A 20,908-nucleotide genomic window follows, 5' to 3' on the forward strand; every position below is an offset into this window, starting at 1 on the left:
GGCGCCCCCAGACTAACCGCCCGACCCCCTGCCCGGTCCGCCCCCGGTCAGCACCGACCGCACCGCGTGGGCGGCCTCGGCGGCCCGGGGCTCCGAGAGCGCGCCGGCGGACGCCTCCTGCAGGTAGAAGACGTCGACGGCCTGGGGGCCGAGGGTGTCGACGTGCGCCGAGCGCACGGTCACGTCCAGGTCGGCCAGCGCCCGGCACACCAGGTAGAGCACCCCCGGCCGGTCCGCCGCCCGGACCTCGAGCACCGTGGCCTGGTCGCTGGCCTCCGGCCGCATCGCGACCGAGGGGGCGAGCGAGGCGCCCTCCCGGTCCACGACCCGGCGCAGGCGGGAGAGGTCGCGGCCGCCGTGGGCGACGGCGTCGAAGGTGGTGCGCAGCAGGGCGGGGTCGACGTACTGCTCGCCCACCTCCCACACCGAGACCCCGTGGGCCCCCTGGGACCAGGCGCGGGCGGCCCGCACGGGCAGGCGTGCCAGGGCCAGCGTCGCGGCGACGTCGGCGAGCAGACCGACCCGGTCGTGGCCGATGGTGGTGACGCGGGCGCCGTCGGGCACCTCCTCGACGAAGACGGCCAGCCCGTCGGGGTGGAGGGAGGCGGGCACCTCCACCTCCTCGGTGAGCACCGGCGGCAACGAGCCCCCGCTCTCCAGTGCGGCCCGGGCGCGGCGCGACAGGTCGCCCACCAGGCCGGCGCGCCACGTGGACCACGCCTTCGCGGAGGTGGCGCGCGCGTCGGCCTCGGTGAGCGCGGTGAGCAGCTGCAGCGCCTCGGGCGTGCGCACCCGCTCGACGACGAGGTCGACCGTGGCCGGGTCGTCGGGGTCGCGGGTGGTGGCGGTCTCGGGCAGCAGCAGGTGCCAGCGCACCAGGCCGGCCACCAGCTCGACGTCGTCCGGCGCGAAGCCCCAGCGGGTGGCGACGGTGCGCGCGATCGGCTCGCCGGCCACGCTGTGCTCCACCAGCCCGCCCTTGCCGATGTCGTGCAACAGCGCCGCGACCACCAGCACGTCGGGCCGGGCCACCGAGCGGATCAGCGCGGAGGCCTCGATGCAGGTCTCCACCACGTGCCGGTCGACGGTGAACCGGTGCACCACCGAGGCGTGCGGCAGCAGCCGGATCCGGTCCCACTCCGGCAGCAGCCGGTGCAGCGCCCCGGTCTCGTCGAGGGTCTCCCAGACGGCGAGCAGGCCGCGCCCGGCGGCGAGCAGCCGCACCAGCAGCCGGCGCGCCTCGTCGGGCCACGGCTCGGGCAGCGGTGGGGTCTGCCGGGCCAGCCGCGCCGCGGTCGGCGGGGCCAGCACCACGTCGCGCTCGGCGGCGAGCGCGGCGGCGCGCAGCAGCAGCAGCGGGTCCGCGGCGGGGTCGGCGCCCCGGTCGAGCACCACCTCGCCGCGGGAGAGCGCGACGCCGGGTGCCAGCCGCTCCAGCGAGGGACGGCGGGCGGTGCGTGGCGACGTGGGTCGGGCCAGCACGCCGTCCACGCGGCGCCAGGCCAGCCGGGAGAGGTGGGTCAGGCGGCGGCCCAGCTGCCGCACCTGGACCTGGGCGGCCCGCTCGCCCTCCTCGCCGGGGCCGGTGCCGAGTCCCTCGGCGACACCGCGCCAGGTCTCGGGGGCCACCCGGTCGGTCCCCCGCCCGGTGGTGGCGTGCACGAGGTCACGGACGTCGAGGAGGGCCAGGCGGCAGCGCTCCAGCTCGGTGTGCGGCACGTCGACCAGCCAGGTGGCCACCAGCGACTTGAGCACCGTGGCGTCGCGCAGCCCGCCCTGCGACTCCTTGAGGTCGGGCACGGCGACGTGCGCCAGCTCGCCCATCAGCTCGTGGCGCGAGCGCACCATCGCGTGCAGCGCCGGCAGCGTCTCGCGCGCCGTGCGGCGCCAGGACGCCAGCACCGCGGCGCGCAGCCGCAGGGTCAGGTTCGGGTCGCCCGCGAGGTGCCGCGCGTCGAGCAGGCCCGAGGCCACCCGGGGGTCGCCCGCCGCGGCCTCCAGCATCCGCGGCAGCGAGCGCACGGCGTGGTCGAGCTTCGTGCCGGCGTCCCACAAGGGGTACCAGACCTTCTCGGCCACCCCCTCCGGAGGCGTCTCGTCCTCGTGCACGAGCACGACGTCGAGGTCGGAGAAGGGCGCCAGCTCACCGCGCCCGTACCCGCCCACGGCCACGAGCGCGGCTCCGGTCTCGGGGCCGCCGCAGTCGGCCCACGCCTGCTCGCACAGGCGGTCCGCGGCGGCGGTGCGCTCGGCCCGTTCGGCTACGGTCACCTCAGACTGCGGACTCGTCGCGGTCGCCGGTGCGCACGCGCAGCACGGTCTCCAGCGGCGAGACCCAGATCTTGCCGTCGCCGATCCGCCCGGTCTGGGCGCTGCGCTCGATGGTGGAGACGATCGTGGCGGCCTCCTCGTCGGCCACCACGATCTCCAGGCGGATCTTGGGCACCAGCGCGACGTCGTACTCCGCGCCCCGGTACACCTCGGTGTGGCCCTTCTGCCGGCCGTAGCCGCTGACCTCGCTGACCGTCATGCCCGTGACGCCCTGCGCCTCCAGCGCCGAGCGCACGTCCTCCCACTTGTGGGGCTTGATGACGGCGGTGACCAGCTTCATGGGTGTCTCCTCGAGAGGTGCGGTGGCGGTGGGGCCGCGGCGGGCGCGCGCGCTGGGCCGATCGTGCCGCAGCGGCACGGTGTCCGCGGGTGCCACGCCGATGGGGCCGATGGGGGCCGACGGGGGCCGCAGCGCCGGACGGCCCGGCTGCGGTGCAGCCGGGCCGTCCGGGTGGTGGTGCGGGTCGTGCGGGCTCCTGCTGCGTGAGCTAGAGCGCCGCGCCGTCCTTGTCGCCGGTGCGCACGCGCACCACGGTCTCGACCGGGCTCAGCCACACCTTGCCGTCGCCGATCCGGCCGGTCTGCGCGGTCTTGACGATGATGCCGATCACGTCGTCGGCGTCGTCGTCGTCCACCACGATCTCGATGCGGATCTTGGGCACCAGGGCGATGTCGTACTCCGCCCCGCGGTACACCTCGGTGTGCCCCTTCTGGCGGCCGTAGCCGCTGACCTCGCTGACGGTCATGCCGGTGACGCCGAAGGTCTCGAGGGCCTCGCGGACGTCCTCCCACTTGTGCGGCTTGATCACCGCGGTCACGAGCTTCATGCCTGGGCTCCTTCGTTGCGGGTCGGCGAGGTGGGCGAGGCCGGCGCGGTGTTGAGCACGCCGGTGCGGCTGCCGCCGGTGGTGGAGGTGTGCAGGTCGTAGGCCGACTCGCCGTGGGCGGCGAAGTCGATGCCCTCCACCTCGGCGTCCTCGTCGAGGCGAAGGCCGATGGTGTACTTGATCGCGAGGCCGATGATCGTGGTGAGCACGCCCACGAAGACGACCGCCACGAGCACACCCAGCACCTGGTCGACCAGCGAGTCGATGCCGCCGCCGTAGAGCAGTCCGTCGACGCCGCCGGCGCCGTCAGAGGTGGAGAAGACACCGATCAGGACCGTGCCGACGATGCCGCCGACCAGGTGGACGCCCACGACGTCGAGCGAGTCGTCGTAGCCCATCTTGAACTTCCAGGAGACCGCCCAGGCGCAGAGCCCGCCGGCGATGGCGCCGATGGCCACAGCACCGCTGAGGTTGACCGCACCGGCGGCCGGGGTGATGGCGACGAGGCCCGCGACGATGCCGGAGGCGGCGCCCAGCGAGGTGGCCTTGCCGTGCATGATGCGCTCGATGACCAGCCAGCCGAGGATCGCGGCCATGGTGGCGAGCGTGGTGTTGCCGAAGGTGCGACCGGTCTCGGAGATGAACTGGGTGATCAGGGTGCCCTCGTCGGCCAGCGACTCGTCGGAGAAGACGATCGAGCCCACGTTGAAGCCGTACCAGCCCATCCACAGCAGACCGGCACCGAGCATGGTGAGGGTCAGGTTGTGGGGGCGCATCTTGTCCTTGGGCCAGCCCAGGCGCTTGCCCAGCAGCAGCACGAGCACGAGCGCCGCGATGCCGGCGTTGATGTGGACGGCGGTGCCGCCGGCGTAGTCCTGGGCACCGATGCGGCCGCAGATGAGCGAGTCGTCGGTGCAGCTGAAGACCATGTGGGCCATCGGGAAGTACACGAGCAGCGCGAAGACCGGCACGAAGGCGACCCAGGCGGCGAACTTCATGCGGCCCTCGACCGCGCCGCTGATCAGGGCGACGGTGATGACGGCGAAGGTCATCTGGAACATCACGCCGATGTAGCTGTCGGTCGTGACGCCGTCGAGCCAGAACAGGTCGAAGGGGTTGGCGAAGAACGTGCCGTCGCCGCTCCAGCCCATCGACCAGCCGACGGCGACGTAGAGGATGCCGACGATCGCCGCCGCGACGAACGACATCATCATCATGTTGAGCACGGACTTCGATCGCGACATGCCGCCGTAGAACAGCGCCAGCGCGGGCACCGTCATCATGAGCACGAACGCCGTCGCGATGAGCATGAAGGCGTAATAGCCGTCCACAGATCCTCCATGGAGAGTTGTTGCCGTTGCGGGGTGGAGGAGCACCGGACGACACTGTCGAGGATCCCCACCCGGATTGCTGAGGAGCCTGTTGGTCGCAGGTTTCGCCCCACGAAGGTGTTTGTTGCGGTGAGGAAACGAGTTCCCCCGCTGTGTTACTTCCGCGTTTCGCACCGAGTGGCGGCCCGGCGCGGCGGGGCGACCACGGCGCGTCCCTAGACTCCCTGTCCGTGAGCAGGCTGGCCGTGATGGCGCACTGGGACCCGCGCGGTCAGGTGGCCCCGCACGTGCGCCGCCAGGTGGCGTCGCTGGCGGCGGCCGTCGACGAGCTGGTGGTGGTGAGCACCGCCGACCTCGACGACGACGGCGCAGCCTTCCTGGGGCGCCACGGTCGGCTGCTGCGGCGCACCAACTACGGCTACGACTTCTTCAGCTACAAGACCGGTCTGGAGGCCAGCCGCCCGGAGGACTTCGACGAGGTCGTGGTGTGCAACGACACCTACGTGCCGCTGGTCGGGTACGGCGAGGTCTTCGAGGCCATGGCGGGTCGGCCCGCCGACTTCTGGGGCCTCACCGCCTCGCAGCGGGTGCACCCGCACGTGCAGAGCTTCTTCGTCGCCTTCCGGCCGTGGCTGGTCGGGTCGCAGGCCTTCCGCGGCTTCTGGGGGCGCATGTCGCCGGTCTCGGACCGCGCCTCGGTGATCGCCGAGTACGAGGTGGGGCTGAGCCGCACCCTCACCGACGGCGGCTTCCGCTTCGCCTCCTACTACACCGAGACCGACGCCGACCGCGCCCTCGCGCAGCGTCGGGTGGCGTGGTGGACGCTGCACCGCCTCCCGCCCCCGCGGCGTCGTCGGGAGTGGGAGTTCCTCAAGGCGCGCAGCAAGGACCCCTGGAACCCCGCCATCGCCCTGGCCGACGTCGCGCTGGCGCCCTCGCCGCCTCGGCCGGCCGGTGCGCGGCTGCCGTACCTGAAGATCGACACGCTGCGCTACGACCCCTACGGCCTGGGCGCCGAGCGGCTGCTGCGGCTTGCGGAACGACGTCGCCCCGAGGAGCTCGCGGGGGTGCGGGAGTACCTGGCCGCCACCGCGCCGCTCTCGGCCGCCCGCCCCGACACCGACCTGCGACCCACCCCCGTGGGCGTGCGCCCGCTGCGACGTCTGGTGGAGTACGGGCGTGCCGCCTGAGACCCCCGCCTCGCACCCCGAGCCCGCCGCTCCCGTCGCCGCAGCCCGACGGCTGGCCGGGCGCGCTGCGCGCCGAGCCGGACTGGGGCGCAGCCCGGGGGTCGCACCCGCGACGGGCGCGCGCGGCTCGGCGACGCTGAGCCCCCGCGGGCGCGACGCCCTGCTCGAGTCGCCGCTGGTCGACCCTGCGTGGGTCGGCGCCCAGCTGGGACGCGAGGTGCCCGACCGGGCCGCCGCCGTCGACGCGCTCGTGGCCCAGCCAGACCTCTCCCCGCACCCGCTCTTCCTCGCCGAGTACGTGGAGGGTCGCTTCGGGCGGCCGGGCCGAGGCAAGGTGCCGCTCTCCTGGTACCTCAACAACGGGTGGGCACGCCGCAAGGCCTCCCCGCACCCGCTCGTGGACCTCGAGGCGATCGTGGAGCAGCACCCCGAGGCCGGCGAGGCCCGGCTCGGCCCGCTCACCTGGTGGCTCGAGCAGGCGACGCCCGAGACCGTGCTGCCGCACGCGCCCGGCGCGCCGGCGCTCACGCTCGCGCAGGTGCGCTCGCTCTCGGAGTCCGCCGTCGAGGAGTGGCGCGACCACGCCCGACTGCGCAACGCCCCGCGCACGACCCCGCACGCACCCGGCGACCTGGTCGAGCCCGGCGTCATGCCGCCGGCCCCCGACGACGGCACGCCGCTGGTCAGCATCGTGATGCCGCTGTGGAACCGCGCGACCGTGGTGCGCGCCGCCGTCGAGTCCGTGCAGGCGCAGACCTTCACCGGCTGGGAGCTGATCGTCGTCGACGACGGCTCCACCGACGACTCCGTCGCGGTCGTGCGCGGCCTGGCCGCCTTCGACCCCCGCATCGTGGTGGTCGCCGCCGAGCACCGCGGTGTCTCTGCCACCCGCAACGACGGCCTGCGCCGTGCGCGCGGCCGCTACGTGGCCTTCCTCGACACCGACAACCAGTGGCGTCCCACCTACCTGCAGGTGGTGCTCGCCGAGCTGGAGGCGCACCCGCGCTGGGGCATGGCGCACGCCGTGCTGCGCGCCTCCAAGGACGGCGAGACCTACTACCGCGCCTTCGCCGGCACCCACGCGCACCTGCTCGTGGCCAACCACGTCGACCTCAACGTGCTCGTGGCCCGCCGCGAGCTGGTGGCCGAGGTCGGGGGCTTCGACGAGTCGCTGCGCCGCGGGGTCGACTACGACCTCGTGCTCAAGCTCGCCGAGCGCACCGGGCTGCACCTGGTGCGCCACGTCGGCGTGGACTACACCGACGACTCGGCGGGCTCGGGTGACACGGGGCCGCGGATCAGCACGCACGAGTCGCCGGCGTGGCTCTCGGTCATCGCCGGTCGTCACCTCGTCGACTGGGAGGCGGTGCGTGCAGCGCCGCGCGAGCCCGGCCGCACGACGCTCGTGCTCACCGGGCAGGGCTCGGTGCGTGCCGTCGAGGAGTGGCTCCGCGCCGTCGCCGTCGAGGAGAGCGGCGCTCTCGACGTCGTGGTGGTGGGGGTCCGGTTGCCGCGCTGGCAGCACGTCGCGCTGTCGGTGCTCGTGGGCACGCTCGGTCGCTCGCGGCTGGTCACCCTGCAGGCCGACCGAGGTCCGGCGGTACGGGTCGCCGTCGGGTTCGCCGAGGCGTCGGGTGAGCGCGTCGTCGTCGTCACCGAGCCGTTGGCGCCGGACGCCGCCGCCGTGCAGGCGCTGGCCGCGTCCCTGGGTGCGCCCGGGGTGGCGGTCGCGCAGCCGGTGGTCCTCGACCCCACCGGGGCAGTGCTGACCGCCGGCGCCGTCACGGGGCCCGACGTCGTCACGCCGGCCGACTTCCTCGCCGGCCACGCCGTCGACGACGCCCTGCGCGCCGGCGCGGTCGACCTGCCTGCGGCCGCGGGACCCGTCGTCGCACTGCGCGCCGAGCACCTCGCCACCCTCGGCGGGGCCGACCCGCTCGCCGGTCCGCTCGGCCTCACCGACCTGAGCCTGCGCGCCACGCAGGAGGGGCTGGGCGGCGTCCGCCTGGCGCCGGAGTCGGTGCTCACCGCCCGGCCGGCCGCCGCGCCCGAGCCGGCCGAGCTGGAGGCCGCTCACCGGCTCCTCGCCCAGCGGCACCCCGCTCCCCCACCCGGCTCCGCCGCCGCCTGGGCCGCCGCCGGCTTCGAGGTGCTCGTCGTCCGCCACGAGGTGCTGCCCGGCTGCGCCACCGGCCCGCTCGACGTCCCGGTCCTGCTGCCCCGCACCGTCCTCGCGCCGGCGCGGCGAGAGGTCTCCGAGCACCCGCCCGCTCTGCGCTGGGCCATCGACCTGCCCTCGCCGGTCGGACCGAAGGGCCTGGCGTGGGGCGACACCCACTACGGACACGCGCTCGCCGCCGCCCTGCGCCGTCGGGGCCAGCACGTGGCGGTCGATGCCCGCGAGACCCGGCACCGCCCCAGCCGCGATCTCGACGACGTGGTGCTCGTGCTCCGTGGGCTCGACGACGTCGTGCCCCGCCCGGGCCTGGTGTCGCTGGAGTGGATCATCAGCCACCCCGACCTGGTCAGCGCCGCCGAGGTGGCGCGCTTCGACCACGTCTGGGCGGCCAGCGTGGGCTGGTCGCAGCAGCAGAGCGCGGCGTGGGGGGTGGAGATCCACCCGCTGCTGCAGGCCACCGACCCGGCCCTGTTCCACCCCGACCGCGCCCAGCCCGACACCGGCGCCGACGTGCTGTTCGTCGGCAACTCCCGCGGCATCTTCCGCACCGCGCTGCGCCACGCCGTCGACGCCGGCGTCCCCGTGACCGTGCACGGTGCCGGCTGGAACGAGATGCTGCCCGCGGGCTGGGTCTCCTCGCGGCTCGTCGACAACTCCGAGCTCGGGGCGCTCTACACCTCCGCCGGCCTGGTGCTCAACGACCACTGGGAGGACATGCGCCTCACCGGCTTCGTCTCCAACCGGCTCATGGACGCCGCCGCCGCGGGCGCCCGCGTGGCCAGCGACGAGATCCCCGGCCTCGACCTCACCGCCCTCTTCGGCGGCCTGGTGCACACCTTCGACGGCCCCGGGTCCCTCGCCCGGCTGGTGCGCGAGCGCGACACCCTCTACCCCGCCGGCGAGGAGCGCCGTCGCGCCGCCGAGCGCGTCGCCGCCGAGCACTCCTTCGACGCCCGCGCCGAGGTGATCCTCACCGAGGCCGTGCGGCTCTGTCAGGCGCGCCTCGACCGCTGATCGAGTAGCGCGGCGCCCTGTCCGGTGATCGAGTAGCGCCGCCCCGAGGTACGAGGGGCGGCGCGTACCGAGATCCGGCGACGCTCGTGCGCTCCGGTGAGTGGGCACGACTGCGCGCTCGGTGAGTCGGAGGCTGGTCGGTGTCCCCTGCGTGAGTCGGAGGGTTTCGACGCGGCCGTTGCGGCCTCGCAGGCTCGGCCGCAGGCCTTGCTCAACCTTCAGCAGTCACGCTGCCCCGCTCGTACCTCGCGTGGCAGCTACTGCTTCGGCAGGCAGAGGAAGAAGGTGCGGCTCGGCAGGTACCAGGGCGTGGCGGTGAGCACGTCGTAGCCGAACGCGCCGAGCATGGCGTACAGGTCGCGGGTGCGCGGCCAGAACGACTGGTCGTTGCCCCACGAGGCCGGCGAGTTCGTGGTCTGGTCGGGCTCGGTGTAGAGCCGGCCGGTGTAGCCCTGCAGGGTCACCGGCTTGCTGAGCGAGCGCTTCATCGGCACCGGGCGGTCGTTGGCCACGTGGGTGTCGAGGATCATCGGGATGCCCCGCGTGCGACCCAGCAGGTCCAGCTGGTCGTCGAGCGTCAGGTGGTAGAAGAGGCCGAGGTTCACCACCAGGTCGTAGGCGGTGAGGTCGACGTCGCGCACGTCGCCCACCTGCCAGTCCACCCGCGGGTCGTCGTCGGGGTAGCGGTCACCCCGCGCGTCGAGGGCCGTGGCCTTCCAGCCGCGGTCGGCGGCGCGACGCGAGAAGGCGCCGTGACCGGCGCCGAGGTCGATGAGCCGGCCGGGCGGGAACATGCCCAGCATCTGGTCGAACCACTGGTAGCGATGGGCGCCGGTGTTCTCGTCGGCGCCGCCCTGGGGAGTCGGCATGCGCGAGACCCTATCGGGGCGCGACGCCGCTCGCGGCCACGCCACCTCGTAGGGTCTGGCGCGTGACCGACCGACGCCCCGACCGGCTCAACTCGCGCCAGCGGCGCCTGTGGGACCTCCACGACTTCTCCTCCGGCCGCGGGCTGGAGATCGGGCCGCTGCACAACCCCTCCGTGCGCCACGAGCACGGCGCGATTGAGTACCTCGACGTGTTCAGCCGCGAGCAGCTGCTGCGCAACTACGCCGGCCACGCCAACGTCGACCCCGCGGCCATCCCCGAGGTCGACCACGTGCTCATGGCCGACGACGGCCGCGTGCGCTCCATCCCCGAGACCCTCGACGGCATCGAGCCGTTCGACTGGGTGATGGCCTCCCACGTCATCGAGCACGTGCCCGACATGATCGGCTGGCTCGACCAGGTGGCGCAGGTGACCGTCGACGGCGGCGCGCTGGTGCTGGTCGTGCCCGACCGTCGCTACTGCTTCGACGTCCACCGCCCGGGCACGACCCTCGGCCAGCTGCTCCAGGCCCACGAGGCCGGCGACGTGGTCCCCTCGGTGCGCGCCGTCTACGACTACAAGCGCGGCCACGTGGGCACCAACGCCGCGGCGCTGTGGCGCGGCGAGGTGCCCGGCTACGGCGCCCGCCTCTACGACCTCCCGCAGGTCGTGGAGCAGGTCGACGCCGCTCGTCGCGGCGAGTACATCGACGCGCACGTGTGGGCCCTGACGCCGGGCACCCTGCTCGAGCAGCTGGTGGAGCTGCGCCAGCTCGGTCTCTCGGCCTGGCGGGTGGAGTCGCTGGTGCCCACCGCGCGCAACCTCAACGAGTTCTACGCGGTGCTGCGCCGGCTGCCGCGCGGCGGCGGGTGGCCGGCGTCGCTGCTGGCCGACGAGCCGCGGCCCGAGCACGAGATGCCCGACTGGGTGGCCGAGCAGGTGGAGCTGCGCGAGCGCCAGCGTGAGCTGCGCTCCCGGCTCGACGCGCGCAAGCGCCGCATCGCGCGCCTGGAGAAGCAGCTGCAGCGCGCACGGGGCGAGGTGCGTCGCCTGCGTGAGCAGCAGGCACCGGCGGACTCGCGCTCGCTCCCCCGGCGCGCGGTCGGTCGGCTGCGGCGGGCCCTGCGCCGGTAGCCCGGCGCGGGCTCAACCGAGCAGCGCGTCGACGAACGCCTCGGGCGTGAAGGGCGCCAGGTCGTCGGGCCCCTCGCCCAGGCCCACCAGCTTCACCGGCACGCCCAGCTCGCGCTGCACCGCCACCACGATGCCGCCCTTGGCGGAGCCGTCGAGCTTGGTGAGCACGATGCCGGTCACGTCGACGACCTCGCTGAAGACGCGCGCCTGGATCATCCCGTTCTGGCCGGTGGTGGCGTCGAGCACCAGCAGCACCTCGGTGACCGGGGCCTGCTTCTCGACGACGCGCTTGACCTTGCCGAGCTCGTCCATCAGCCCGGCCTTGTTCTGCAGGCGGCCGGCGGTGTCGACGATGACGGTGTCGACTCCCTGCTCGACCCCGGTGCGGACCGCCTCGAAGGCGACGCTGGCGGGGTCGGAGCCCTCGGCGCCGCGGACGACGTCGACCCCGACCCGCTCACCCCAGGTGGCCAGCTGGTCGACGGCGGCGGCGCGGAAGGTGTCGGCAGCGCCGAGCGTGACCGCCCGGTCCTCGGCCACCAGGATGCGGGCGATCTTGCCGACGGTGGTGGTCTTGCCGGCGCCGTTGACGCCCACCACGAGCACGACGCCCGGGGCGCCGTCGGCACCGCTGACCTGGAGGCGGCGGTCCATGCCGGCGTCGACCAGCGTCACCAGCTCCTCGCGCAGGACGCTGCGCACGTCGGCGCCGGCGCCCTCGACGCGCAGGCGGGTGCGCAGCTGCTCGACCAGCTCCTGGGTGGGCTTCACGCCCACGTCGGCGGCCAGCAGGGTGTCCTCGATGGACTCCCAGGTGTCCTCGTCGAGCCGGTCACGGCTCAGCAGGGCCAGGAGGCCCTTGCCCAGCCCACCCTGGGAGCCGGCCAGTCGCTGTCGCAGCCGCTGCAGGCGTGACGCCGTGCCCTCGGGCCGCTCCAGGGTCGGGGCGGCCGGCTCGGCCGGTGCGGTCGGCGCCTCGGGCTCCGGCGCTTGCGGGGCCGGGACGGGCGGCAGCGTCGTCGGCGGCGTCGTCGTGGGGGGCTCGAGCAGGTCGGTGCCCGCACCACCGGTGGGCGCATCCCGCTGCTCCACCTCGCCGACGGCGCCGCCGCGCTTGCCACGCAGCGTGCCCGCCACCAGTCCGACACCGCCCAGCACCACGAGCGCCGCGATGCCGATGACCAGGTACAACCACTCACCCATGGAGCCCATCCAACCAGGGCCCACCGCGCCCACCGAACCGGCGTCGACGCCTCCGGCTCAGCGGGCGCGGCCCCGAGGCCAGGTCGCTGCGGGTCAGAGCGTGGGGACGGCGTCCAGCGCGGTGCGCAGGTCCTCGTCGGAGAGCCCGAGGTCGGTCATGGTGCCGGCCAGGTAGGCCTCGTAGGCGCCCATGTCGAGGTGGCCGTGGCCGCACAGCGCCGTGAGGATCACCTTGGACTCGCCGGTCTCCTTGCACCGCTCGGCCTCGCGGATGGCAGCCGCGATGGCGTGGGTGGGCTCGGGCGCGGGGACGATGCCCTGGGTGCGGGCGAACATCAGGGCCGCACGGAAGCACTCGAGCTGCCCGATCGACTCGGCCTCGGCGTAGCCCTGCTCGTAGACGTGGGAGACCAGCGGCGCCATGCCGTGGTAGCGCAGCCCGCCCGCGTGGATCGGGTCGGGGATGAAGCCGTGGCCCAGGGTGTGCATCTTCATCAGCGGGGTCAGGCCCACGGTGTCGCCGAAGTCGTAGCGGTACTCACCGCGCGTCAGCGACGGCGCCGCGGCCGGCTCGACGCAGCGGATCGTGGGGTCCATCCGCCCCGCCAGCTTCTCGCGCAGGAACGGGAAGACCAGCCCGCCGAAGTTGGAGCCACCGCCCGTGCAGCCCACCAGCACGTCGGGCTGCACCTCGGCCATCTCCATCTGGCGCAGCGCCTCCTCGCCGATCACGGTCTGGTGCAGCAGCACGTGGTTGAGCACGCTGCCCAGCGCGTAGCGGGTGTCCTCGCGGGCGACGGCGGCCTCGACGGCCTCGGAGATCGCGATGCCCAGCGAGCCCGGTGAGTCGGGGTCGGCGGCCAGGATCCCGCGGCCCGCCTCGGTGAGGTCGGAGGGGCTCGGGTGCAGCGTGGCGCCGTAGATCTCCATCATCGTGCGCCGCGCTGGCTTCTGGTCGTAGCTGCTGCGCACCTGCCAGACCTCGCACTCCATCCCGTACTGGGCGGTGGCGAAGGCCAGCGAGGTGCCCCACTGCCCGGCACCGGTCTCCGTGGTGAGGCGCGTGATGCCCTCGGCGTGGTTGTACCAGGCCTGCGGCACCGCGGTGTTGGGCTTGTGCGAGCCGGCCGGGCTCACGCCCTCGTACTTGAAGAAGATCTTCGCCGGGGTGTCGAGCAGCTTCTCCAGCCGCCGCGCGCGCACCAGCGGCGAGGGACGCCAGATGCGGTAGACGTCGAGCACCCCGCCCGGGATGTCGATCCACCGCTCGGTGGTGACCTCCTGCTCGATGAGCGCCATCGGGAACAGCGGCGCGAGATCCTCGGGACCCACCGGCTGGTGGGTGCCGGGGTGCAGCGGCGGGGGCGGCGGCTCGGGCAGGTCGGCCACCACGTTGTACCACTGCGTCGGGACCTGGGTCTCGTCGAGCAGGAAGGTGGAGCGTTCCTCGGCCATCGGGTCTCCTCGCGGGCGCAGCGGTGACGACGCCGGACGGCGCCGTTGCCCCATCCTGCTGACCCGGGGGCGGCGTGGCTACGCCTCGCCCACCCTGCGGTCAGGCGTCGACGCGCTCCTGCTCCTCGCGCGGGTCCGCGTGGGTCTCGTCGAGGGTCTGGAAGCGCTGCGCGGCGCGACCGAGCGCCTCGCCGAGCCACGGGGCGCCGGGCGTCTGCTCGCCCCGGGCCGGGTAGGCCACGTAGACCGCGATGACGCCGCAGACGACAAGGATGAACAACATCGAGACGACCAGGAAGACCATGGCGAGACCCTCCGAGAGGCAGGCTGGAAGCGGGTGGAACGAGACGGGGTGACCGGCCGGGACCGGTGAATCACCACGGTGTCATACGCATCCAAAGCCACCAATTCCCGGCGGCCGCAAGGCTCTCGGTCACCCCGGGGGGGACCAGCCGGGTCAGCCGCTGCGCAGGCGCTGCCGCAGCTCGCGGCGCACCCGGCCGGCGACCCGGCGGTGCAGCGGACGCGGCGCGCCCGGCGGTGCCGGCACGGGGCCCACACCGGACCCGCGCAGCTGCTCCAGCTCACGCGCCAGCCGGCGCGCCTCGCGGCGGTGGGTCACCAGCTCCCCGCGCAGGAAGAGCATCTCCCCGAGCATCGCGTCCAGGGTGCGGGTGAGCGACGTCGGCGCCAGGTCGAGGGGGGCCGGCTGCGGCGCCCGCTCCCCGGCGGGCACCGCGCGCACGATCCACACCAGCTCGTCGGGGTTCGTGTGCAACCACGTGGCCATCGCCTCACCCAGCAGCGAGCGCGGGGTGACCCGCTGCAGCGCGAGGCCGCTCTCGGCCAGGCGGTCGTCGAAGTCGTCGCCGTAGAACCGCACGTGATCGGCCTGGCCGAAGCGCTCCAGGCGCACCTCGACGGGCGCGTCCGGGTCCTCGTCGGTAAGGGTGCCGGCGCGGTGCGGCACCTGCAGCAGCCCGAGGCCCCCCGGGCTCAGCACGCGCGCGATCTCGCGCATGGCGGCACGGTCGTCGGGGATGTGCTCGAGCACGTGGTAGCAGACCAGCAGGTCGACGGAGTCGTCCGGCAGCGGCACCTCGGTGAGGCTCCCGAGGACGTCGACCAACCGGTTGTCGGCGCCGAGGTCCAGGCGCAGGTGGCGCCGCGGCTCGAGCCCCGCCAGCAGCGGTGACGTCTCCGGCGAGGGCGCCACCTCCAGGAGCGTGCCGAGGTCCTCGAGCACCGGCTCGAGCACGCTCAGCAGGAGCGCGAAGAACCGGTGGCGCTCCAGGCTGCGGCACTTCGGGCACGACGCGTCGGGTCGCCCGCCCGGCCCGGGCTTGAACTCCTTGCGCACCACCTGGTGGCAGATGCTGCAGTACCGGCGCGGGTAGTCGCCCAGGGTCGGGTCGACCGCCGGCTGCTCGCCCTCGGCGGCGCTCGGGCCGGAGGTCTGCTCGGTGGACGGCGTGGCGGGGATCCTCATGGGCTCCTCAGTCAGTCTGTCAGTCGGTCTGCCCGGGGCGCAGCAGTGGCGTGAGCGCCGATCGAACCACATCCGGCACCGGGGTCACGGGGCGGGCAGGGTCGGTGTTGTCGACGTAGACGTGCACGAAGCGACCCTCCGCGGCTGCCTCCTCCCCCGCCTCGCCGGAGCCACCCTGGAACAGGCCGACCCGGTAGGTGACCGAGGAGGTGCCCAGCCGGTCGACCACCAGCCCGAGGTCGACGGGGCGCGGGTAGCCGATCTCGCGGAAGTAGCGGCACCCCACCTCGGCCACCACCCCGACGGCGGGCAGGGTGCGGATGTCGGTGCCGCAGGCCTCGGCCAGGTGGGCGTTGACGGCGGTGTCGATCAGCTCGAAGTAGACGGCGTTGTTCATGTGGCCGTACACGTCGTCGTCGGCCCAGCGGGTGGTGGCCTGGCGCCACACCACGTAGTCGGCGCGAGTGGGGCGCGGATCCCTGCTCATGCGGGCTGGGTCTCGCGCAGGCGCTGGCTGATGACGGCGCTCACGCCGTCGCCGCGCATGGTGACGCCGTAGAGCGCGTCCCCGACCTCCATCGTGCGCTTCTGGTGGGTGATCACGAGCAGCTGCGAGCTCTCGCGCAGCTCCTCGTAGATCTGCAGCAGCCGGCCCAGGTTGGTGTCGTCGAGCGCGGCCTCGACCTCGTCGAGGATGTAGAAGGGCGAGGGCCGTGCCTTGAACAGCGCCACCAGGAACGCGACGGCGACCAGCGACCGCTCGCCGCCCGAGAGCAGCGAGAGCCGCTTGACCTTCTTGCCCGGCGGGCGTGCCTCCACCTCGACGCCCGTGTTGAGCATGTCGCCGGGCTCGGTGAGCACCAGGCGGCCCTCACCTCCCGGGAAGAGCCGGGCGAAGGTGGCGTCGAAGGCGGCCGAGACGTCGGCGTAGGCCTCGGTGAAGACCTGCTCGACGCGGGTGTCGACCTCACGGACGATGTCGAGCAGGTCCTTGCGGGTGCGGCGCAGGTCCTCGAGCTGCTCGGTGAGAAACTTGTGCCGCTCCTCCATCGCCGAGAACTCCTCGAGCGCGAGCGGGTTGACCCGCCCCAGCTGGGCCAGCGCCCGCTCGGCGCGGCGCAGCCGCTTCTGCTGCTCCTCGCGCACGTAGGGCACCGGCGCGGGCTCCTCCTCGCCCTCGGCGACCGGCGCGGTGGAGGGCACCGGCTGGTCGGGTCCGTAGTCGGCCACCAGCCCGTCGGCGTCCAGGCCGAGCTCCTCGAGCGCCTTCTGCTCCAGCTGCTCGATGCGCATGCGCTGCTGCGCGCGGGCCAGCTCGTCGCGGTGGGCGCTGCCCACCAGCTCGTCGAGCTCGCGACCGAGGTCGCGCAGCCGGGCGCGGACGGCCATCAGCTCCTGCTCGCGGCCACGGCGTGAGGCCTCGACGGCCTCGCGGGCCTCGGTGGCGCGGTGGATGCTGACCTCGAGGCTGGCGAGCACGTGCCCGACCGCGGTCTCGACCGCCTCGGCGGCGCGCCCCTCGCGCAGCAGCCGCTCGCGCCGCTGCGCCGCCTGCGCGCGGGCGGTGCGCTCCTGGGCGGCGCTGCGACGCAGCTGGTCCACGCGCCCGTGCAGGGCGCGAGCGCGCTCCTCGCTGGTGCGCAGCGCCAGGCGCGCGTCGGTCTCGCCCTGCCGGGCCGCCTTGGCCTGGTCGGCCAGCTGCTCGCGGGCCGCAGTGTCGGGCTCCTCCTCGGGTGCCTGCTCGGCGCTGGCCAGCCGCTGCTCGAGCTCGGCCAGGCCGGCGAGCGCTTCGTCGCGCGCCGTCTCGGCGGCCGCGATCGCGGTGGTGAGCCTCTCGGCCTCGCCGCGCGCGGCGCGGGCCTGCGCGTGGTGCTGGCCCAGCTCCTCGGCGACGGCGGCCAGGGTGGCGTCGGACTCGTGCAGCTTGGCGAGCGCGACGTCGGCGCGCTGCTGGGCGGCCAGCCGCTCGGCCTCCAGGCGCGAGGTGTCGAAGGCCAGCCGCTCGCCCGCGGCCACCACCTCGGCGAGCGCCTGGGCGGCCTCGTCGACGGCGGCCTGGATCTCGATCAGGCTCTGCTGGGCGTTCGAGCCACCGGCGGCCGCGTGCGCACCGAGCACGTCGCCCTCGCGGGTGACGGCGGTCAGGCGTGGCTCGGCGGTGCTCACCGCGCGCGCCTGCGCGAGGTCCTCGACCAGGACGACGCCACCCAGGACCCGCGCCAGGGCGGGTCGCAGTGGCTCGGGGCACTCGACGACGTCGAGCGCGGTGCGCGCGCCCGGCACCGCGGCGGGCGGCGCGGGCCAGCCCAGGCCGGTCTCGGCGGGGTCGGGGGCGCCCGCCAGCAGCAGCCCGGCACGGCCGAGGTCGCCGGTCTTGAGGTGCTCGATGGCGCCGAGCGCGGCCTCGGTGCCCTGGACGGCGACCGCGTCGGCGGCGGAGCCCAGCGCCGCGGCCACCGCGGTCTCCCACCCCGGCTCGACGGCGACCAGCGCCGCCACGGAGCCGAGCAGGCCCGAGACCTCGTCGGAGGCGGCGAGCAGCGCGCCGGCGCCGTCCTTGCGGTTCAGACCCATCTCGAGGGCGTCCTTGCGAGCCCCCAGCGAGGAGCGCTCGCGGTCGAGCTGCTGGGCCTCCTCGCGTGCCTTGGCCAGGCGCTCCTCGAGGTCCTCCAGCGCCGCGGAGGCGGCCTCGTGCTCGGCGTCGAGGCCCTCCTCGCCGGCGTCGAGGCCGGCCACGGTGGTCTCGAGCGCGGTGAACTCGCGCTGGGCGCGGTCGGCGCGCGTGACGGCCTCCTCGCGGGCGACGGCGAGGCGCCCCAGCTCGTCCTCGGCCGCGCGGGAGCGGGAGCGCAGCGCGCCCACCTGGCCCTGCAGCCGGGCCAGTCCCTCGCGCCGGTCCGCGGCGGCCCGCAGCAGCGCGGCCACCCGGCGGTCCTCCTCGGCGGCGGCGTCCTCGGCGGCCCGGCGCCCGGCCACCGCCTGCTCCAGGGCGGTGCGCTGCGCCTCGACCTCGGCGGCGATCGCCTCCTCCTGCACGCGCACGCGCTCGGCCTGCGCCTCGAGCTCCTCGGGGTCGCGCCCCTGGGGAGCCTGGGCCTCGGCGACGCCGGCGGCGTTGCGCACCCGCTCGGCGGCCAGCCCGCGCGTGCCGCGCAGCCGCTCGCGCAGACCCCCCAGCGCGTACTGGGTGTCCTGGGCGCGGCTGAGCGCCGGGAGGTCCTCGCGCAGCGCGGCCTCGAGCCGCGACTCCTGCTCCCGTGCCTGCGCCAGCGCGGCCTCGACCTCGGCGCGGCGCTCCAGCAGCACCGACTCGTCGGCCAGCTCCTGCTCGAGCGCGGTGCGCGCGGTGACCAGGTCCTCGGCCAGGAGCCGGGCCCGGGCGTCGCGGACGTCGGCCTGCACGGTGGCCGCCTGCCGCGCCACCTCGGCCTGGCGCCCCAGCGGCTTGAGCTGGCGGCGGATCTCGGTGAGCAGGTCGTTGAGGCGGGTCAGGTTGCCCTCGCACGCGTCGAGCTTGCGCAGCGCCTTCTCCTTGCGCTTGCGGTGCTTGAGCACCCCGGCGGCCTCTTCGATGAAGCCGCGGCGGTCCTCGGGGGTGGCGTGCAGGATGGTGTCGAGCTGGCCCTGCCCGACGATCACGTGCATCTCGCGGCCGATGCCGGAGTCGCTCAGCAGCTCCTGCACGTCGAGCAGGCGGCAGGCGGTGCCGTTGATGGCGTACTCGGAGCCGCCGCTGCGGAACATGGTGCGGCTGATCGTGACCTCGGCGTACTCGATGGGCAGCGCGCCGTCGGAGTTGTCGATGGTGAGCAGCACCTCGGCGCGGCCCAGCGGCGGGCGGCCGGAGGTGCCGGCGAAGATGACGTCGTCCATCTTGCCGCCGCGCAGCGACTTGGCGCTCGCCTCGCCCATCACCCAGGCCAGCGCGTCGACCACGTTGGACTTGCCCGAGCCGTTCGGCCCCACGATGCAGGTGATGCCGGGCTCGAGCTGGAGCGTGGTGGCCGACGCGAAGGACTTGAAGCCCTTGAGGGTCAGGCTCTTGAGGTACACCGGGCGTCTCCCAACGAGGGTCTGCGACAACAGGCTGCCGACACGGGTCGACGGCGCCGGGGAGGCAGGCGCTCGGCGAGCGCCGGCCACGGGGAAGCCGAGCGCGGCTCACCCTACCGGGCGCCACCCCCGGGGCGGCGCACCCGCGGCATCCGCGCGCGCTACCGCGCCGTCAGGGTCAGGATGGTGACGGGGTTGTCGAACTCGGTGGCCCGCAGGCTCACCTGCGCCTCCCACTCCCCGGCGGTGGGCAGCACCAGCTCGGCGCTGTAGGTGCCGGCGCCCACGGGGCGCAGCGGCACCAGCCCGAGGTCGACCTCGCCGTTGCCCACCGAGACCTCCGGCGCGGAGAAGACCTCGAGCGGCTCGCCCGTGGCGTCCTGCACCTGGAGCAGGAGGGTGTTGGGGCCTTGGCGGCCGGGGCTCAGCGAGGCCAGCACCTGGTACTCCCCCGCCGTGGCCTGCTCGACGCCGGCGTCCGCGGGGGCCGCTGTGCCCGCCGCCGCCTCGGGGCGCGGCGAGGTGTTGACCAGGAAGCCGGTGAGCGCCACCGCGACGACCAGCAGCCCGGCCTCACCGCGGACGGCCGTGCGCACCACACCGGTGGCCCGCTGCTGCTCGGCGTGGCCGACGGCGGCGCGGGTGCGTGGCAGCAGCCGCCACCGGTTGAACCCCGCCAGCACCGCCACGAGCGCCACGACGCCCACCTTGACCAGCAGCACGCGGCCGTAGGCGGTGCCGGTGAGCGCCGACCAGGAGCCCAGGATCCGCCATCCCAGGAGCGAGCCCGTCACGGCCACGAGACCCAGGGCACCGGCGGCCCAGCCGGAGAAGCGGGCCAGCACCGCGGCGGCGTCGGCCGGACGGCCGGCCAGTGCGGGCAGCGTCAGCGCCAGCGCCACGAGGCCACCGAGCCAGGTCGCGCCCGCCGTCAGGTGGACCACGTCGGTCGCGACCAGGAGCGGCACCGGATCGAACGCCCGCGTGTGACCCACGAGTGCCGGCGCCGCGAGCGCCAGACCCGCTGCGGCCAGCCGCAGCGGTGCGGGCCGCGCCAGCAGCGCGACGAGCAGACCGGCGACCACGACCCCGGTCACGAGGAGGTCCTCGGCGAGCAGTCCGAGGTCGGGCGCCTCGCCCAGCAGGGCCAGCGGCCCGGCCCCCTGCTGGTAGGCCCCGACGACGGGCACCCGCAGCACCCAGGCCACGACCGCCACCGCGGTGGCCAGTCGCAGCACGCCGGCGAGCCGGCCGGACGCCGTCGCGGGGAGCCGCACCGACCCCAGCAGGCGGGTCGTGAACAGCACCAGCCCCGCGGCCAGCAGCAGCCCGAGGTAGGCGAGCCCGGAGACCACACCCAGCGCGACCGACGTCGAGGTGGGCGGCGAGGCGTCGAGGTCGACGCCGGGCGCCACCACCGTCTCGCTCGGCGCGCCCACGGAGAAGGAGAGCGATCCCGCGATGGGGTGCCCGTCGGCGGAGACCACGCGGTAGGTCACCACGTAGGTGCCGTCCTCGAGGTCGGGCAGGACCGCGACCAGCTCCTCACCCGACCCGGAGGCCTCGACCTCCACCGACTCGCCGGCGGCGTCGAACATCGCCACGGCGTCCGAGGTCAGCGACACGGCCTCGTCGAAGGTGAAGGTGACCTGCTCGGGCGCGGTGGGCAGCACCTCGCCCTCGGCGGGGTCGGTGCCGATCAGCGTGGCGTGCGCCGACGCCGGACCGGCGGCCACCGTGAGCAGGGTGAGCAGGGCCACCACCCCCGCCACGAGGGCGAGGGTGGTGGCCAGTGCGCGGCGGGCGTGGGGCACCAGTGGTTTCCGGCGGGTCC

At 74.7% G+C, this 20,908-nt stretch carries 15 protein-coding genes; 3 read left to right on the top strand and 12 right to left on the bottom strand.

Going from position 1 to position 20,908, the window contains the following annotated elements:
- Nucleotides 1–12: 12 nt before the first annotated feature.
- From ABD948_RS18865 to ABD948_RS18880, 4 genes are all read right to left on the bottom strand, one after another.
- Nucleotides 13–2,271, bottom strand: coding sequence for a [protein-PII] uridylyltransferase (locus tag ABD948_RS18865; protein ID WP_345268912.1), 2,259 nt, complete (start codon nucleotides 2,269–2,271; stop codon nucleotides 13–15).
- Between the two features lies 1 nt (nucleotide 2,272).
- Nucleotides 2,273–2,611, bottom strand: coding sequence for a P-II family nitrogen regulator (locus tag ABD948_RS18870; protein WP_345268922.1), 339 nt, complete (start codon nucleotides 2,609–2,611; stop codon nucleotides 2,273–2,275).
- A 208-nt stretch (nucleotides 2,612–2,819) separates the two neighbouring features.
- Entirely contained in the window at nucleotides 2,820–3,158 is a 339-nt protein-coding gene (locus ABD948_RS18875) for a P-II family nitrogen regulator (RefSeq protein WP_345268924.1), read from the bottom strand.
- Nucleotides 3,155–4,489: an ammonium transporter gene (locus ABD948_RS18880; RefSeq protein WP_345268928.1), complete on the bottom strand. Its 1,335-nt coding sequence runs from the start codon at nucleotides 4,487–4,489 to the stop codon at nucleotides 3,155–3,157. The genes ABD948_RS18875 and ABD948_RS18880 overlap by 4 nt, the downstream gene beginning before the upstream one ends.
- A 230-nt stretch (nucleotides 4,490–4,719) precedes the next feature.
- Between ABD948_RS18880 and ABD948_RS18885 the strand changes: the two genes are divergently transcribed.
- Nucleotides 4,720–5,679, top strand: coding sequence for a rhamnan synthesis F family protein (locus tag ABD948_RS18885; protein WP_345268935.1), 960 nt, complete (start codon nucleotides 4,720–4,722; stop codon nucleotides 5,677–5,679).
- Nucleotides 5,669–8,872, top strand: coding sequence for a glycosyltransferase (locus ABD948_RS18890; RefSeq protein ID WP_345268941.1), 3,204 nt, complete (start codon nucleotides 5,669–5,671; stop codon nucleotides 8,870–8,872). Before ABD948_RS18885 ends, ABD948_RS18890 begins: the two co-directional genes overlap by 11 nt.
- Nucleotides 8,873–9,129: 257 nt before the next feature.
- On the opposite strand, the gene ABD948_RS18895 is transcribed toward ABD948_RS18890, so the two are convergent.
- A complete protein-coding gene (locus ABD948_RS18895; protein ID WP_345268948.1) occupies nucleotides 9,130–9,741 on the bottom strand; it encodes a class I SAM-dependent methyltransferase in 612 nt (203 codons plus the stop codon).
- Between the two features lie 62 nt (nucleotides 9,742–9,803).
- Here ABD948_RS18895 and ABD948_RS18900 point away from each other — a divergent pair, with 62 nt between their 5' ends.
- Complete coding sequence (locus ABD948_RS18900) at nucleotides 9,804–10,874, top strand: methyltransferase domain-containing protein (RefSeq protein ID WP_345268954.1); 1,071 nt, start codon at nucleotides 9,804–9,806, stop codon at nucleotides 10,872–10,874.
- 12 nt (nucleotides 10,875–10,886) lie between these two features.
- Here the strand turns inward: ABD948_RS18900 and ftsY are convergent, their stop codons facing one another.
- From ftsY to ABD948_RS18935, 7 genes are all read right to left on the bottom strand, one after another.
- On the bottom strand, nucleotides 10,887–12,077 hold the full coding sequence (ftsY, locus tag ABD948_RS18905) for a signal recognition particle-docking protein FtsY (protein WP_345268963.1): 1,191 nt from the start codon (nucleotides 12,075–12,077) through the stop codon (nucleotides 10,887–10,889).
- Nucleotides 12,078–12,170: 93 nt separating this feature from the next.
- Nucleotides 12,171–13,532, bottom strand: coding sequence for a TrpB-like pyridoxal phosphate-dependent enzyme (locus ABD948_RS18910; RefSeq protein ID WP_345268984.1), 1,362 nt, complete (start codon nucleotides 13,530–13,532; stop codon nucleotides 12,171–12,173).
- Between the two features lie 100 nt (nucleotides 13,533–13,632).
- A complete protein-coding gene (locus ABD948_RS18915; protein ID WP_345269004.1) occupies nucleotides 13,633–13,836 on the bottom strand; it encodes a hypothetical protein in 204 nt (67 codons plus the stop codon).
- Between the two features lie 153 nt (nucleotides 13,837–13,989).
- Nucleotides 13,990–15,021 carry a class I SAM-dependent methyltransferase gene (locus ABD948_RS18920; protein WP_345269034.1) on the bottom strand — a complete coding sequence of 344 codons (1,032 nt, stop codon included), beginning with the start codon at nucleotides 15,019–15,021 and terminating at the stop codon, nucleotides 13,990–13,992.
- 19 nt (nucleotides 15,022–15,040) lie between these two features.
- Entirely contained in the window at nucleotides 15,041–15,508 is a 468-nt protein-coding gene (locus ABD948_RS18925; protein ID WP_345269046.1) for an acyl-CoA thioesterase, read from the bottom strand.
- Entirely contained in the window at nucleotides 15,505–19,074 is a 3,570-nt protein-coding gene (smc, locus tag ABD948_RS18930) for a chromosome segregation protein SMC (protein ID WP_345269059.1), read from the bottom strand. The genes ABD948_RS18925 and smc overlap by 4 nt, the downstream gene beginning before the upstream one ends.
- Nucleotides 19,075–19,235: 161 nt before the next feature.
- Nucleotides 19,236–20,888: a copper resistance CopC/CopD family protein gene (locus ABD948_RS18935; protein ID WP_345269080.1), complete on the bottom strand. Its 1,653-nt coding sequence runs from the start codon at nucleotides 20,886–20,888 to the stop codon at nucleotides 19,236–19,238.
- Nucleotides 20,889–20,908: the final 20 nt, after the last annotated feature.

The sequence above is a fragment of the Nocardioides nanhaiensis genome (assembly GCF_039542785.1).
Classification (GTDB): Bacteria; Actinomycetota; Actinomycetes; order Propionibacteriales; family Nocardioidaceae; genus Nocardioides; species Nocardioides nanhaiensis.